This is a genomic window from Limnospira sp. PMC 289.06 (assembly GCF_032350395.1).
GTDB lineage: Bacteria > Cyanobacteriota > Cyanobacteriia > Cyanobacteriales > Microcoleaceae > Limnospira > Limnospira platensis.
Window position 1 is genome coordinate 22,638 of record NZ_JARPLC010000025.1, and the last position, 16,375, is coordinate 39,012.

General features: G+C 43.5%; 11 protein-coding genes. 5 read left to right on the plus strand and 6 right to left on the minus strand.

The annotated features are described in order from the left end of the window. Positions 1-35: 35 nt before the first annotated feature. Both P5674_RS07945 and gor read right to left on the minus strand, forming a co-directional pair. On the minus strand, positions 36-1,397 hold the full coding sequence (locus P5674_RS07945; protein ID WP_006619110.1) for a CHAT domain-containing protein: 1,362 nt from the start codon (positions 1,395-1,397) through the stop codon (positions 36-38). Between the two features lie 145 nt (positions 1,398-1,542). Further along, positions 1,543-2,886 (minus strand): glutathione-disulfide reductase, encoded by a 1,344-nt coding sequence (gene gor / locus P5674_RS07950; protein ID WP_315669918.1) that lies wholly within the window; start codon positions 2,884-2,886, stop codon positions 1,543-1,545. Between the two features lie 282 nt (positions 2,887-3,168). Between gor and P5674_RS07955 the strand changes: the two genes are divergently transcribed. Further along, complete coding sequence (locus tag P5674_RS07955; RefSeq protein WP_006623628.1) at positions 3,169-3,510, plus strand: hypothetical protein; 342 nt, start codon at positions 3,169-3,171, stop codon at positions 3,508-3,510. Between the two features lie 141 nt (positions 3,511-3,651). Then, positions 3,652-5,562: a S9 family peptidase gene (locus tag P5674_RS07960; RefSeq protein WP_315669919.1), complete on the plus strand. Its 1,911-nt coding sequence runs from the start codon at positions 3,652-3,654 to the stop codon at positions 5,560-5,562. 231 nt (positions 5,563-5,793) lie between these two features. Here P5674_RS07960 and P5674_RS07965 read toward each other — a convergent pair whose 3' ends face one another. Continuing rightward, complete coding sequence (locus P5674_RS07965) at positions 5,794-7,212, minus strand: NB-ARC domain-containing protein (protein ID WP_006619106.1); 1,419 nt, start codon at positions 7,210-7,212, stop codon at positions 5,794-5,796. 817 nt (positions 7,213-8,029) lie between these two features. On the opposite strand from P5674_RS07965, the gene adhE reads away from it, so the two are divergent. Further along, the gene (gene adhE, locus P5674_RS07970) at positions 8,030-10,801 is read left to right on the plus strand and encodes a bifunctional acetaldehyde-CoA/alcohol dehydrogenase (RefSeq protein WP_315669920.1); all 2,772 of its coding nucleotides are present in this window, start codon (positions 8,030-8,032) and stop codon (positions 10,799-10,801) included. A 169-nt stretch (positions 10,802-10,970) separates the two neighbouring features. Continuing rightward, complete coding sequence (locus P5674_RS07975) at positions 10,971-12,068, plus strand: NAD(P)-dependent alcohol dehydrogenase (protein ID WP_006619104.1); 1,098 nt, start codon at positions 10,971-10,973, stop codon at positions 12,066-12,068. 75 nt (positions 12,069-12,143) lie between these two features. Here P5674_RS07975 and P5674_RS07980 read toward each other — a convergent pair whose 3' ends face one another. After that, positions 12,144-13,691: a serine/threonine-protein kinase gene (locus P5674_RS07980; protein ID WP_006619103.1), complete on the minus strand. Its 1,548-nt coding sequence runs from the start codon at positions 13,689-13,691 to the stop codon at positions 12,144-12,146. A gap of 94 nt (positions 13,692-13,785) precedes the next feature. Between P5674_RS07980 and P5674_RS07985 the strand changes: the two genes are divergently transcribed. Further along, positions 13,786-14,739, plus strand: a complete 954-nt coding sequence (locus P5674_RS07985; protein ID WP_006619102.1) for a class I SAM-dependent methyltransferase — start codon at positions 13,786-13,788, stop codon at positions 14,737-14,739. A 50-nt stretch (positions 14,740-14,789) separates the two neighbouring features. Here the strand turns inward: P5674_RS07985 and P5674_RS07990 are convergent, their stop codons facing one another. Both P5674_RS07990 and P5674_RS07995 read right to left on the minus strand, forming a co-directional pair. Next, complete coding sequence (locus tag P5674_RS07990) at positions 14,790-15,200, minus strand: CAAD domain-containing protein (protein WP_006619101.1); 411 nt, start codon at positions 15,198-15,200, stop codon at positions 14,790-14,792. 290 nt (positions 15,201-15,490) lie between these two features. After that, the gene (locus P5674_RS07995; protein WP_014276401.1) at positions 15,491-16,222 is read right to left on the minus strand and encodes an energy-coupling factor ABC transporter ATP-binding protein; all 732 of its coding nucleotides are present in this window, start codon (positions 16,220-16,222) and stop codon (positions 15,491-15,493) included. Positions 16,223-16,375 lie beyond the last annotated feature (153 nt).

Genomic DNA, 16,375 nt, shown 5'->3' on the forward strand with positions numbered 1-16,375 from the left:
CTTCTGGCAGACGATCGCCTATTGGTGTGAGCTGTTTACCAGGGACTACTAATCATAGTAAAACCAGCCCAGTAAAATGGATGGCGGAGACCAGAACCGCCTAAATCGTTTAAACCTTGCGGTAAAGGCATCACACCGTTAGATAAGAACAGGCGATCGCCATCAAAGTATACATCACCACGCAACAGATTAATTTGAGCCTGTTGGAGTGCCTCTGCTTTCGTGGGGTTTTTGGCTAGTTGCAGATAAAACTCCGACATTAGGGCTAAAGTCCCCAAATCGCTAATATTCCCAAGACTAGCCACAGCCGATTTGACTCCAGCCTGTAGTGCTAAACCCGCAAATCCTAACTCTGCTTCTTCGTTTCCCAAAGCCGTCTGACAAGCACTGAGGACTAATAATTCCGGCGGTGAATTCCAGGGAATTTGTGATAACTGGCTGAGAGTAAGTTGACTATCCCAAAACTGAATATAGGAATTATCTGGATTTCCGGGATTGAACTCAGCATGGGTAGCCCAATGGATAATATCAAAATCTTGATTAGCTAGTTTGGCTAGTAGATTTTCCGTGGTAAAATCCTGATTGAGCAAAAATTGTCCCTCGATAGCCGATTGGGGAATTAACAGGTTGGGAATTTTATAAGTGATAGCCGATAATTCCACAGGTACAGCCGGGAGAGGTTCCAGTGTTTGGAATTCTGAGGCTCCCATGGCTAAAATCCGATCAGCTTGAATAGGCTTATAGTCTCTGTCAATCAGATTAAAGGCGGGAATATGAGACAAACTATATTTTTCGATTAAAAACTGTTCGCCGTCGTATAAAGCACCGAAAGGGATGCCTCGGAGTCCTTCTCCTACGCAAAAAAGCAGGGTATCAATATCATCAGCTTGTAATTGTGGCTCTAATGGCTTAATAATCCACTCATATAACTGTTGGGCGGCTCCTAGTTGTAAGGGAGGACGCAGACGGGTAATATTTTGGCGGAACTCGCGAGCGGTTTGATTCAGTAATTCTTGGGGAACTTCATAGAGATCCTCAACTACGGGTTCTCCTCCGGGATTAATTAGGACTAGGTGTAAATGGTCAATGCGGGGACTCACCCATAAAATTGCGGGTTTGGTTCCGGTTTTTTCAGCCAGCAAGGACAGGGTTTCTGCCATCACTTCTGGGGGGTCACTGGTGCCGGGTAGTTCTCGACCAAAATGATCCTCAAATACTGCTTGAAAACGATGATCCATGCCTAAAATGGCTTCGCTCAGGGATGTGGCATTGGTATCAATGGGGGTGAAGATGATAGAAACAGCAACCACTGACAAGGCGATCGCTATCGCGAGGGAAAGCCAACGAGTTAGAGGCTTCCAGAGTTTAATTTTACGGGTTATATAATTCCGTTTCATATTTTGATGCCAAGATATAGGTAAAGCCGAAAGAGAGGGTAATCAATTCGTGGGGGCGGGTTCCCCAATTAATTAAAGTCCCCGACGACAATTTTAATCAACCCGCCCCTACCTACCCTTCTAGGTATCAATCAGGAATCAGAAACTAGCGCATGGTAACAAATTCTTCACCGCTGCTGGGATGAATACCCATTGTGTTGTCGAAATCTTTTTTGGTAGCTCCCATGTTAACAGCGATCGCAACTCCTTGGATCAGTTCTGCTGAGTCTTTACCCACCATGTGAGCCCCCAAAACGCGATCGGTATTAGTTTCCACGATTAACTTCATTAATACCTTTTCATCAGCCCCGGTCAGACTGTGGAACATGGGTCGGAACACAGCCCGATAGCATTTAATCCCATCACCGAATTTTTCTTGGGCTTGGGCTTCTGTCATGCCTACTGTCGCCGCCTCCGGTTGGGAGAATACCGCTGTAGCGATGTTATCATGGCTGATGGAGCGCGGTAAATGACCAAATTCCGTATCTGCAAAAGCCCGACCTTCGGCGATCGCTACTGGGGTCAGGTTCACGCGGTCTGTGCAGTCTCCCACCGCAAAAATATTAGATTGAGTCGTGCGGCTGTCTTGAGTTACAGCGATCGCCCCTTTAATCGTTTCTACCCCCGCATTTTCCAGGTTTAATCCATCCAGTTTAGGCTGGCGACCTGTCGCACACAACAGAGCATCTACAATCAACGGTTCTGTATCATCACCTGTTAGGGTGAGTTTCAGACCTTCCTCGACTTTTTCGATTTTTTCAATGGTGGTATTGGTGCGGAAATTCACCCCATGCTTGGTCATACCCTCTTGAATATGGTTCCGCAGGTCTTGATCAAATCCCCGCAGGATCAGGTCACGCCGGATAATTTCTGTGACTTGGGAACCTAAACCATTGAGGATACCCGCAAATTCTACCGCAATATAGCCACCACCCCAAACCGCGAACCGTTTTGGTTGTTCCGGCAGCAAAAACATATCATCAGAAATGATACTATGTTCAATGCCGGGAATCTCTGGGCGCACCGCTTTCGCTCCCACTGCCACCAGAATTTTATCGGCGGTAATTTTGCGATCGCCTACTTCTAGTGTATGGGCATCAATAAATTTAGCGTATCCATCAATAAGTTCCACTCCGGCTTTTTCCAAAAAGCTGATATGGAGTTGGCTTAACCGTTTAACTTCCGTATCAACCGCTTGGGTGAGTTTTTGCCAATCAAAGCTACTCTCCACCTCACTCCAGCCATAGCCTACCGCGTCCTTGTATAGGTGGGAAAACTGGGAAGCATAGACCATCAGTTTTTTGGGGACACAACCCCTGATCACACAGGTTCCCCCAACCACTGAATTTTCAGCGATCGCTACTTTCGCCCCATAGGAAGCCGCCCGTTTCGATGAAGCCAACCCCCCTGAACCTGCACCAATCACAAACAAATCATAATCGTATGCCATACAATAATAGCCTCTTGTCTAAAACATCAATTTTCTAAGATGACTTGGATCGCCCAATGACTTCCAATATATTTTACCCCAATCAGTACCCGGCTCCAAATTTGTGGAACTTATTGCCCACCTGACCAGTCCAGACCATGAGAAATCAATTACCATCTAATTCATAATTGATAACTCTTGACGTATAATGGCGGTCATCATCTTTGGCTCAAATTTTGCTGATCGCAGTTGAATTAGTCGTATGATTGGGAAGTAATCATCTGGTTAGCAAGTTACAATATTATGAGAATTTGTCCCCCCAAAACTGTGTCTAAATTTCTGGTGGTGTTCCCACTAATTGGCAGCACCATAACTGCCATGTTTCCGGCGCAAGCGTTGACCCCACAACAGCGCCAGGAATTTCAGACCAATTATCTGCAAGGATGCCGAGCCGGAATGGCGGCTGAGAATATTTCCCCCCAAAGAGGAGAAGCCTTTTGTAATTGTACCTTAGATCGTTTAAGTAAACTGCCAGATGACAAATTATTGGCGCTAAGTAATCTGACAACTCAACAGGAAATTATGGCAAATCGAGATTTTCAAGCAGCTTTTATGCAATGTTCTCCCACCTTGATAAAAGATTGAAGTGAGTTGTTGATTGTCAGGAGGACCAGGGTAGAAGTTGCCCTATCTCTGGCAACCTAGTGGATAATAGAGGTATTTTACTGATATTTTAGGTAGAATTTCCCTGTATAGGAATCCACTGGAGTTATAGAGATAGAAACTATGAGTTTAAGCGTCGCGCCCTATGGCTCCTGGCAATCGGCCATCACTACCGACTTAATTATTAAAGGGGCAGTCGGGTTGGCAAGTCCTGCCTGGGATGGAGATGATATATACTGGATTGAGGGACGACCCTCCGAAGGGGGACGCAATGTGATTGTGCGCCTAACCCCCAAAGGCGATCGCATTGATTGCACTCCGGCCGCTTTTAATGCTCGTACCCGTGTACATGAGTATGGGGGAGGATCTTATACCGTCAGTGAGGGGACGGTATATTTTTCTAATTTTGCTGATGGACGCATTTACCGTCAGGCGATCGCCTCAGTTGCTCAACCCACCGAAATTGTACCCGAACCTATCACCCCAGAAGGAAATTTCCGCTATGCTGATTTGCTCATAGATACCCGCCGGGGACGTTTGATTTGTGTGCGGGAAGACCACAGCCAACCAGGAGAACCCGTTAATACCCTCATTAGCCTTAACCTTAACAACCCTGAAGATATCCAAATCTTAGCCACTGGGGCCGATTTTTACGCCTCCCCTAACCTCAGTCAAGACGGCTCGCGTCTCTGTTGGATTTGCTGGTATCATCCTAATATGCCTTGGGATGGTACAGAATTATGGGTGGCTGAAGTTACCGAAAATGGGACTTTAGACCAACAACAACGGGTGGCAGGGGGAGTCCAAGAGTCAATTTTTCAGCCTCAATGGTCTCCTGATGGAACTCTTTATTTTGTAAGCGATCGCGCTAACTGGTGGAACCTCTACCGGGTTCGTGATCAGAAAATTGAGCCATTATTTCCCCTCCCGGCGGAATTTGGACTACCTCAATGGGTCTTTGGGATGTCTACATTCGGTTTCATCTCCCAACGGCGGCTTTGTTGTGCCTATACTCAAAATGGTATTTGGTCCTTAGCCACTTTAGACCCAGAAACTCAACAATTACGCTCCTTTGATGTTTCCTATACCTACATTTCCTCCGTCAAAGTTCACAACAATAGTATTTTGATGTTGGCATCTTCCGCTACTGAACCGACCGCCTTGGTGCAATTGGATCTCAATGCTGGAGAAATCAACGTCCTGCGATCTTCCACCGAAATAGACCTAGACCCTGGTTATTTATCGGTCCCAGAACCTATTGAGTTTCCTACCGAAAATGGCCAAAGCGCCTACGGCTTCTTTTATCCACCCCAAAATAAAGACTATGTGGCTCCTGATACCGAAAAACCACCTCTCCTAGTCAAAAGCCACGGCGGACCCACGGCGGCGACTTCTAGCAGTCTCAATTTGAAAATTCAGTATTGGACCAGTCGCGGTTTTGCCGTATTGGATGTTAACTATGGTGGTAGTACCGGCTATGGTCGGGAATATCGCCAACGTCTTCAGGGTAACTGGGGAATTGTTGATGTCGCTGACTGTGTTAATGGTGCTAAGTTTCTGGCGGCGCAAGGGTTGGTTGATGGCGATCGCATGGCGATCGCTGGCGGTAGTGCTGGGGGTTATACTACTCTGTGCGCCTTGACTTTTCATGATGTGTTTAAAGCTGGCGCTAGTTACTATGGCGTTAGTGATTTGGAGGCTTTAGCTACCGATACCCATAAATTTGAGTCTCGCTATCTTGATGGCTTGATTGCACCTTACCCAGAAGGTCGGGATTTGTATATAGCCAGGTCGCCTATTCATCATAGCGATCGCCTCAACTGTCCAATCATCTTTTTCCAAGGACTTGAGGATAAAGTCGTTCCCCCTAACCAAGCTGAGAAAATGGTGCAAGTCCTCCAAGCTAAAGGCTTAACCGTCGAATATGTCACCTTTGCTGATGAACAACATGGCTTCCGTAAAGCTGAGAATATTCAGAAAGCCTTAGAAGATGAGTTTCAATTCTATATCCGTGTATTTGGGATTGGTAACTAATCGCTACTCCTCTAGGGGAATGGTGACGGGGGGACTAATTGATGATTCATTATTGATTAGTGATAGTTAGTCATTATCAACTATTCCCCCAACGATAAACTTGCATCTTGATAATCCCTAAATCTTCCTTAATTCTTAACAGGAATTAGGGGAGATTAAACCTTATTATATAGGCGAGAATATCCAATATTATTGACTAGCTGCAACTGTCTATCAGCACGGGTTTACCAATCATCTACATTGTCTGGTATACTCTCTAATTACCGGAATCAGGGTAAATAATGTTTGCTGTTCCTGTTGGATATTATCCACTAAAAACCGCTTTTGTAAGCATTGAACCGCTAACAATAACTCCGAACTGTTATGGTTTATATTCTCTAGCAAATCCGTCATAGACAAACCAGATTCTGATTCCGACAACCGACCCATTACCTGCTTTTCTAAATCCGATAATTGCTGCCAAAAATTATCTAATATATGCTTAATTTCTGGCAATACCAAGATTGATTTATTGGCTAAATATTGCTGGACGCTACCACCAAAAAAATCCTTTATTGTCCGGGATACAATTTTTAAAAATCCAGGATTACCACCATATATATTCATCAATTCTTGCCAATTATCAGCGTCTAATAAACTCGCAGAACTCAAAATATCCTGGGCGGATTCCAAAATCAAACCAGGTAATGTTAAGCATTTAACCCGATGGTTATTATTAGTTAATTCGATTACTTCTTGAGGCATAATTGAACTATTCATAATCAAACAACTATTATGGGATAGTTCGCCAATGGTTTTAAAGAGTAATCGATAACTTTCGTAACCGGGTTTATAGCCTCCCACCAGGTTATGAGGATTTAAAATCGCCTGCACATCGTCTAATATTAGCAAGCAGCGATGTTGTCGGAAACATTCCATGACTAATGATAATTGTTCTGCTAATTGGTGGGATGGGTTTTGAGCTTCTGCAACTGTGGAATAGTAACTGATGGTAAGGGGTCGGATATCTGGGTTTGGGGGAGGCAAAAATTGGGTTAAATAAGTTAGGATTGAAGATAGGGAAGGTAGGGTGCGTAAACTGCGCCAAATCACACAATCAAAATTATCTTGAATTTCTGGCAAAAGACGCAGGGCGAGTGCGGTTTTACCTATACCACTAATGCCCAAAATTGAGACTAAATTACTGCGATCTTCTAGTATCCAATTTTTGAGAGTAGCCACTTCTTCTTGGCGATCGCAAAAATAATCCCCATCAGGTATATCAGTGCGATCGATGCGCCTGAGGGACTCAGTGCTATATAGTTTGGGGGTAGTGTCACCCTGGGGAGGTGGGGAATTGGTTTGAGTGACAGCATCAATGGCCACAAATTCCTCACTATTGGACAAAGTCGGAAGTTGTAGCCTCTGACAAGTCGATCGCAGATTAGATTTATTGATGTCCTCTCCCGACGCTTGGGAAAGGGTTTTCCATAGCAGATAAGCCACCTTTTTGACATGGGGTTCGCTACAGTTGTAGCCAGCAGCAATTTCCGAGTATTTTTGATTTTGGTAAGTCCCCAGCAAAATAGCCGCTTCCAGGTCATCTAGGTGTTTTCCAGTTTGGATCAACACTAGACCGTCAGCCCATTCGATAATTTGTTGAACTTCCATAATACTAATAAGTGTTATTACTTATTCAAATTGTCTCATCTTCACCAGTAGCGATCCGTGATCGGGGGATAAGGGACTCTTGACTAATAACACCGCATCACAGATAAAAAGAGCCCATATATCTGTGATCTCATAACTCCCAACCTGTGACTGAAAACAACTATCTGAGTTGAGGAGGAGACCAGGGACAGGTAACAGACGGCATAGAATCCTTGAGGCTGTCCTATATATATGTTATATATTTGGAAAATGTCTAGTAGTGGTCCCTTACCTATGAGAATTTTATACCACTTTTGACAACTTTTGACAACTTTTGACAACTGAATACTACTTTAAACTACGTTATCCCACTTGCTATTACTCCATGCTACTTAATCGAACTTTATTTAACTTTATCCGACTTGGGAAACTTTTGCCTACCATTTCGCGGCCCGCAAGCCGAGATTTTCCGAAAAAAGTAGATACACAATCCTACTTTTTGCTGCTGACAGAGAGAATTTAGTTTGTTATAAATGAAGGTGGGCAGAGTTAAAGGTTAGCTACCAATAACTAATCAGTCCAGATTACATACTGAAATCCTTTTGTAATCAGAGTTCGTCTATATGTAGGTATGTGTTAAAACCAATGTGTAACAGCTAACCATACCTACCTTTTTGAACTAAATGGCATCTATTTTCACATCGCCTGAATAGGCTATAATTGCTGGCAATGATTAAATATCATCGTCGGGGCTGAGTATGGCAATTACCATATTTGATAGCATATTCTTGGCAAAATGTAGCCTAGCAAATCGTATAAACTATGGATAGTTTAAACCATGATAATTAGCCAAGAAACTCACCTGAATGATTTAATCCAACAAGTCAAAGATGCTCAAGCCCAATACGCCACTTACAGCCAAAAACAGGTAGACAAAATTTTCCAAGTCGCTGCTTTAGCCGCCAACGCATCCCGGATTAATCTGGCTCAAATGGCCGTAGAAGAAACGGGAATGGGAGTAGTAGAAGACAAGGTAATCAAAAATCACTTTGCTTCTGAATACATTTACAACAAATACAAAGGCGAAAAAACCTGTGATGTTATCGAATCTGACCCCCATTATGGCTGGCAAAAAATCGCTGAACCCCTAGGAATTGTGGCGGGAATTATCCCGACAACTAATCCGACATCTACGGCTATTTTTAAAGCCTTATTAGCCCTCAAAACCCGCAATGGTATTATCTTTTCTCCTCACCCCAGAGCCACAGAATGCACGATTAAAGCTGCCAAAATTATCCTAGATGCTGCGGTAGCTGCTGGCGCACCAAAGGGAATTATTGGATGGATAGATAACCCAACTCTCCAATGGTCTCAAGAGTTGATGCAGCATCCTGATATCAGCCTAATTTTAGCAACAGGCGGACCGGGAATGGTGCAGGCTGCTTATTCATCTGGACATCCTAGCATGGGGGTGGGTTCTGGGAATACTCCGGCGATTATTGATGCAACTGCAGACCTAAAAATGGCTGTTTCTTCTATCTTAATTAGCAAAACTTTTGACAATGGTATGATTTGCGCTTCTGAACAAGCAGTAATTGTTCAAGATGAGGTGTATACCAGTGTTAAGCAGGAGTTGATAGCTAGGGGCGGTTATTTTCTGAAACAGCAGGAAAAAGAAGCCATCCGACAACTGATTCTCAAAGATGGGCGATTAAATCCAGAAATTGTGGGTCAGTCGGTGCAAAAATTGGCAGAAATGGCAGGTATTCAAGTACAAGAAAATACTAAAGTTCTGATAGGGGAGGTGACGGAAGTTGGGGTTAATGAACCTCTATCTTATGAAAAGCTATCGCCAATTTTGGCAATGTATCGGGCTAGTAGTTTCCCCGCAGCAGTTGAGACCGCCCAAAAGTTAATTATTTTTGGTGGTAAAGGACATACATCTGTTTTGTATACTCATCCTGGGAATAGCGAACATATCAAATATTTTGAAAGTCGCTTGCAAACTGGGCGGGTCTTAATTAATACTCCTTCTTCTCAGGGGGCTATTGGCGACGTTTACAATTTCCGACTGTCTCCTTCTCTGACTTTAGGATGCGGTAGTTGGGGGGGTAATTCGATTAGCGAAAATGTGGAACCTCACCATTTATTAAACATTAAAAATGTCGCGCAACGTCGGGAAAATATGTTGTGGTTCCGAGTGCCGCCCAAGATTTACTTTAAGGGGGGATGTTTACCAGTAGCCCTGGGAGAGTTACAGGGTAAAAAACGGGCTTTTATTGTGACGGATAAACCTCTGTTTGATATGGGATTAGTTACGCAAGTTACGGAGGTGTTAGACCGGATAGGAGTACCCCATTATGTGTTCTATGATGTGGAACCAGACCCGAAACTTTCTAATATTAATAAAGGGGTGGAACTTATGAATAGTTATCAGCCCGATATTATCATCGCTTTTGGTGGCGGTTCCCCCATGGATGCGGCTAAAATTATGTGGCTGATGTACGAACATCCGGAAATTGAGTTTGACGGTTTGGCGACGCGATTTATGGATATTCGGAAGCGGGTTTATGCTTTACCAGAACTAGGAAATAAAGCTATTATGGTGGCAATTCCTACTACTTCTGGGACGGGTTCTGAGGTGACACCTTTTGCTGTGGTTACGGACGATCGCACGGGGATTAAATATCCTCTGGCTGATTATGCGCTGACCCCAAATATGGCGATCGTTGATCCGGAATTAACCTTAAATATGCCGAAGAAACTAACGGCTTATGGTGGTATTGATGCGGTGACTCACGCCTTAGAAGCCTATGTCTCAATTTGTGGGTCACAGTTTACTAATGGACTGGCATTAGAGGCATTAGGGTTACTGTTTAAATACTTGCCTTCTGCTTATCAAAATGGCGCAAAAGACCCGAAGGCGCGTGAACAGGTGCATTATGCTGCCACTATTGCTGGCATGGCTTTTGCGAATGCTTTTTTAGGTATTTGTCATTCCCTAGCACACAAATTAGGTTCGACTTTCCATTTACCTCACGGCTTGGCAAATGCTTTAATGATTTCCCATGTGATTCGGTATAATTCTACGGATGCTCCTTTTAAACAGGCGATTTTTCCGCAGTATGAATACCCCCAAGCTAAACAGCGTTATGCAGAAATATCTGACTACCTAAAATTAGGCGGAAATACCCTTGATGAGAAGGTAGAAAAATTGATAGAAGCTGTGGAATACCTCAAGCAACAAATTGAGATTCCACCGACGATTAAACAATCACTAGACATCGAAGAAAAGGAATTTATGAGTAACTTACCTAATTTGGCTAACCAGGCTTTTGATGACCAATGTACTGCTGCTAACCCCCGTTATCCGTTAATTGGTGATTTGCAGAATTTGTACGCTACTGCTTATCATGAACCGGCTGTTAAAAAAGCACCAATTCACCCAGAATGTCAGCCAGAAGAAAGCCGGAAAACTCAACAAGCCGAATATCTAAACATGATTGAAAAGTATTGTCAAGGTGGTGAGTCGGCTATGGCTGTTGGCGACCTGGATAAGGATACGTTAATCGGGTTAAATGATGCTTGGTGGAAAACTGGGGTTATGTAATCCGATTTAATGGCAGATATTTCCATCAAACTTACTTAACTTTGGGTTTTTGGCGATCGCTATTGCGATCGCCATTTGGTTGACCTGTTTTGAGTAATCATCACTTGACCAAATTCTCCCCAACTATCTGGCTATTGCTGAAAATGCCACCCGCCCAAAAGTTAAAAAAATGTTAATTTTGACTGGGGTTATTAAAGGGGATTGTACAATACAAGGCAATGCTAATAATCAGGAAAATATTAATATGACTACAGCCACTAAAGTTAAGGCTTATGCGGCTTTAAATCCTGGTGAAAAATTGCAACCTTGGGAATATGAACCAGAACCTCTACAGGTTGATGAAGTAGAAATTAGAGTCACTCACAATGGCTTGTGTCATACGGATCTTCACATGAGAGATAATGATTGGAATGTCAGTCAATATCCCCTGGTTCCCGGTCATGAAGTGGTTGGAGAAGTTACGGAAGTTGGGGAAAAAGTGACTTTTCTGCATAAAGGCGATCGCGTAGGAGTTGGCTGGATTAGAAATTCCTGTAGGTCTTGTGACCATTGCTTACAAGGAGAAGAAAATATCTGTCGTGAGGGCTACACAGGTCTGATTGTCGGTCATTATGGGGGGTTTGCTGACCGCCTACGGGTTCCCGCAGATTTTACCTATAAAATACCCGATGCTTTAGACTCCGCCAGCGCCGCCCCCCTATTATGTGCCGGAATTACTGTTTATACGCCCTTGCGGACCTATATAAAACATCCTGGGATGAAAGTTGGGGTGATGGGAATTGGCGGACTCGGACACCTAGCGATTAAGTTTGCTAGGGCTATGGGGGCTGAAGTTACGGCGTTTTCTACTTCCCTAAATAAACAAGAACAAGCTACAGAATTTGGCGCTCATCACTTCCAACAATGGGGGACGGCTGAACAAATGAAGGCGATCGCCGGAAGTTTTGATCTAGTGCTTTCTACTATCTCTTCAGAAACTGATTGGGATGCGGCTTTTAGCTTGTTAGCTAATAACGGGGTTTTGTGTTTTGTGGGTATCCCAGTTTCGACTTTAAATATACCCCTAATTCCTTTGATTTTTGGTCAAAAAGCTGTGGTGGGTAGCGTTGTCGGCGGTCGGCGGTTTATGGCGGAAATGCTGGAGTTTGCGGCGGTGAATCAGATTAAACCGATGATTGAAACTATGCCATTAAGTCAAATCAATGAAGCCATGGATAAGGTAGCCGCTAATCAAGCCCGCTATCGGATTGTTTTACTACCTGATTAGTCAATAGTTGAAATCACGGCTATATTTACCAGGTTATAGCGCCAAGAGATTTGATCATAATTTTGGCGCTAATTTCTACGGAAGATGGGTTGGTGAACTTTCGGCGGATAATCGACCCATCGCATCAATTATTCCCAGGGAAAAAGCATAACCTGGGGGACAGGGTAATTCATCTGTGGAAAGAGGTAGTGATTCCCCTACCGTTGATAATAATGGGGGCTCTGTGGTAGTTTGGATGCTTTCACAATAGTTAACTCTGGTGATATAATCAGAGGGGGTTTTCCGAAAACTAGGCAGGCTAAAAGTTCCCCAGTCTGTGGGGTCTTTGGGTTGCCAATTTTGTTGGCGTTTGGTATCGGCATCTGACATTTTACCCCCCCATAAAACCGCCACATAACCATAACTATCACTTTGGCGAGGAATGGCGGCTATTTGGACTCCATGATTATTAATAACTTGCACATCAAAATAATGGGTGGGTAGAGCAATTAATTGTGATAGTTCTTGAGGAAATTTACCAGTGTCTAAATAGGCTTCATTTTGAATATTCATATAAGTAGATAGGGATTTAATTACCTCTAAATTGCTGGGGCGAATAATCGGCTCATCTCGTGAGGTAGGGGTATCTCGTGAGGTGGGGGTTTCTTCAATCTTTGCTGATTGTTGGGTGGTTTTCAACACAGAGAAAAAGGCAATAGAAGCGGCGATCGCACTCCCAAACCACAAATAATTGCGATATATATTTTTCGCTTTCCGGGGCTGATTTAGGTCTGTTAAGGCGGCTGAAGCTGATGTATAACGGTTACTTAGACGTGGCGAAATTAGACCATATAAAACTTCCGCTAATTGAGGACTAACAGGATTTTTGCCAAGCCAGTCTCGCCATACCCAATTATTATCACCATCAACTAAATTAAACGGTGATGTATTCGTTAATAAATGAATACAGGTAACACCTAAACTATACAGGTCACTAGCAAAAACGGCTTTTCCTCGCAATTGTTCCGGGGCTACAAATTCAGCAGTTCCGATGCTAGTTCCCGTTTTAGCCAGGTTAGTTCCCGTGTGGAGTTTACTCGCCCCAAAGTCTACTAAAAAGAGACGTTTATCGCTTTGTCTACGGATAATATTAGCGGGTTTAACATCCCGATGAATTAGGTTTCTGGCGTGTAGATATTGTAAAATTGGTAAAATTTGATTGAGGATATCTCGGATTTGGCTTTCCCCAAATATCCCCGTTTCTGCGAGTTCTTGTGCTAAGGTTTCTCCGGGGATAAATTCCTGGATAATATACTGTTGTTCATCTATGGCAAAATATGCCAAAAATTTGGGGATTTGGGGATGATTAACTACCTGCAAACTTTGAGCTTCTCGACGGAAGAGGCGAGAGGAGACCTGAGCATCATTAGTCAGAAGGGGGGAAAATTGTTTAATCGCACAGGGGGGGTGATTAGTTTCGCTTTCATCTATTATCCCTAAATAGGTAGTTCCAAACCCCCCAGACCCAATTTCTCTCAATGCTCGATAGCGATCGCCTAACTTTAATGACTGACCGCAGCGTTCACAGGATACAATATCCTTGGGGTTTTCGTGGCGACAGACGGGATTAAAACAAAGACTCATGATTTTTTCCCCTGGGATATACTTATGGCTTAACTGTAACACAGAGGCTGAGACTATGAGATAATCAACTGTTGATGATTATAATGTCCGTCTGATGAATACAAGTGATAAAATCAAACCCGACTGGGCTGGTGGTGATTTCCTCTCCCAATTTGTCAATCTTCTTATCCAAACTAAGCCGATTTTCAGCGTCATGAAATATCAGGCTAGACGGGTGTTAATTAAAACCGCCGAAAAGAAAGGTATTCCCTGGCGAGAAACTTATCAGCAACTCGAAGGGTCTGACGTGAAAGCCTTACTCCCAGAAATCACTGATACCACAGTAGTTTACCCCGACTATTATCAAGTTCCCTTTCATGCTTATGATGACGGAAATCTTTGCTGGAAAGCTGCTTTTGAGGCGGAGTCTGCTACCTATTCCATGGCTTTGCGAGTATGGCCAAAAGAGGATTTATCATGGCTAACAGCCCAGGAAAGGTTGCGCCACAGTTTTCATCAGGTTTTAGAAAATTATAGCCCTAACCCAGTTCGTGATATTTTAGATATAGGTTGTTCGGTGGGAATCTCTACCCAAGCCTTACATAACTATTATCAACACAGACAAGAAACCTCAATCCGAACAGTAGGGTTAGATTTATCTCCCTATATGTTATCGGTGGCGAAAATGCGGGATACTGAAGGAAAAATTAGTGAGTGGAAACACGCTAACGCTGAGAATACGGGTTTTGCTGATGATTCTTTTGATGTGGTAACTTTACAATTTTTGATTCATGAATTACCACGAACAGCGACGCGGAACATATTTAAAGAAGCCTTACGAATTTTGCGATCGCATGGTGTTTTAGCCATAGTTGATAATAACCCCAAATCTGCCGTCATTCAAAATCTGCCGCCGGTGCTATTTACTTTAATGAAAAGTACAGAACCCTGGACGGATGATTACTATACCTTTGACGTAGAAACCACCTTATCAGAATCCGGCTTTGACTATCAAACCACTGTGGAAACTGACCCCCGTCATCGAACTATTATTGCCATCAAACCTTGAGTTAAAAAATAGGGCGCTATTGCGCCCAATGCAAATCTGCGGTTTTCTAGTTAGGATTTATTGCCAAAAATCTGTTGGCGGAAGGAGTTAACTTCCTGTACTAATTCCTGGCGGGTGGATGCTTTCAGCAGGTAACGGTAAACAAACCAAGCCGCATATCCCATGCCAATTAACTCAAAAGTGGGAGCCACAAAGGGAATATCATTGAGGGCATCAACTACCGCAAATAACACCTTAATTGTCACCAATGCCACCACAATTAACAGGATAGTAACAATAGGTTTTTGATACTCCCCGAAAAACTTGGAAACATAACCCGGTAATTCCGACAAAAAGACAACGACTTTCTCTTTGATTTCTTCAAATTGTTCTTTACTGGGTCCCTCGTCTGTGGTGGGTGTCATACTTCCTCCTGGTAGGGAAGTGGTGGTAGGGTTGGCACTTTTGGTAGGTTCTACCATGTTAAATCTCCTTCGACTTAATACACAATTATCGCTATTGACACTCCCAGCCCTAAAAGGACGGGGATTCTTGGGTCATCGGGGAGTCGGCACTTAACCCCTCGCCAAGCATCTTCACCGTGTGCCCCACGGCTGCAAGTCCACGCCTTGAAGTTGAGTTTTGGCACGAATATCACCCCTACCCTATCACAGAGACGGTCAGCTAGTTTCCAGAAGAAATTCCGCCTGGTATTGCGGATGTATTCCTACAATTGAATCACTTTTAGATCAGCTTTGCGCCGGGCTAGGCATTAAGCCCAATTATCCGGTAAACCGCATTTTTCCAGGGTGTCTCTATCCTGTAATAGTTCTTGAGTGGGTCGATCTACTTTAATTTTGCCCAATCCCAAAATTAGCGATCGCTCTGTTACTCGGCTTACCCATTGTAGATCGTGGGAAGCAATCAATAGGACTTCGATAGGTAAATTAACTAAAATTTCCGCTAAATTACGCCGCCACCAAGGGTCCAGTCCATTGGTCGGCTCATCTAAAATCAAAATGCTAGGATTTAGGGCTAGAATGGCCGCTAAGGTGGCTAAACGTTTCTGACCCCCTGATAGTTCATGGACAGACCGATGAGCCAATTTAGCTAAACCAAATTGGGCTAGTAATTGATGGGCGATTTCTGAGGCTTGGTCATTACTAACCCCATAATTACACGGGCCGAAGATGACATCCTCAAAAATGGTCGGCATAAATAGCTGGTCGTTAGGGTCTTGGAAACCAAAACCTATCTGGCGGCGTATCTGTCGCAGGGTTGACGGTTCTACCAGGGTTCCCTGAATCCAAATCTTGCCACTGTCGGGGGTTTTTAAGCCAATTAGGGTTTCCATGAGTGTACTTTTACCCGTCCCCGTTGGTCCCAAAAGCCCTAGACGTTCTCCTGGGTTCACACTAAAGGAAATTTCTCGCCAAATTGGTTTTTCCCCAGAATAACTAAACGTCAGGTTCTCAACTCTTATACTGCAATTAGATTCACTCATGCGATCGCTTCATCAAAACGCCGTCTATCTTCCAATTGGTCAATAGTCATCAATTATCAATTATCAATTATCAATTATCAACTATCAATTATAGTCGGTTATCAATTATAGTCGGTTATCAATTATAGTCGGTTATCAATTATAGTCGGTTAT

What these genes read in the sequence shown, in the direction of transcription:
- P5674_RS07945 (WP_006619110.1), bottom strand. Translation starts at nt 1,397, where the DNA reads ATGAAACGGAATTATATAACCCGTAAAATTAAACTCTGGAAGCCTCTA.
- gor (WP_315669918.1), bottom strand. Translation starts at nt 2,886, where the DNA reads ATGGCATACGATTATGATTTGTTTGTGATTGGTGCAGGTTCAGGGGGG.
- P5674_RS07955 (WP_006623628.1), top strand. Translation starts at nt 3,169, where the DNA reads ATGAGAATTTGTCCCCCCAAAACTGTGTCTAAATTTCTGGTGGTGTTC.
- P5674_RS07960 (WP_315669919.1), top strand. Translation starts at nt 3,652, where the DNA reads ATGAGTTTAAGCGTCGCGCCCTATGGCTCCTGGCAATCGGCCATCACT.
- P5674_RS07965 (WP_006619106.1), bottom strand. Translation starts at nt 7,212, where the DNA reads ATGGAAGTTCAACAAATTATCGAATGGGCTGACGGTCTAGTGTTGATC.
- adhE (WP_315669920.1), top strand. Translation starts at nt 8,030, where the DNA reads ATGATAATTAGCCAAGAAACTCACCTGAATGATTTAATCCAACAAGTC.
- P5674_RS07975 (WP_006619104.1), top strand. Translation starts at nt 10,971, where the DNA reads ATGTTAATTTTGACTGGGGTTATTAAAGGGGATTGTACAATACAAGGC.
- P5674_RS07980 (WP_006619103.1), bottom strand. Translation starts at nt 13,691, where the DNA reads ATGAGTCTTTGTTTTAATCCCGTCTGTCGCCACGAAAACCCCAAGGAT.
- P5674_RS07985 (WP_006619102.1), top strand. Translation starts at nt 13,786, where the DNA reads ATGAATACAAGTGATAAAATCAAACCCGACTGGGCTGGTGGTGATTTC.
- P5674_RS07990 (WP_006619101.1), bottom strand. Translation starts at nt 15,200, where the DNA reads ATGGTAGAACCTACCAAAAGTGCCAACCCTACCACCACTTCCCTACCA.
- P5674_RS07995 (WP_014276401.1), bottom strand. Translation starts at nt 16,222, where the DNA reads ATGAGTGAATCTAATTGCAGTATAAGAGTTGAGAACCTGACGTTTAGT.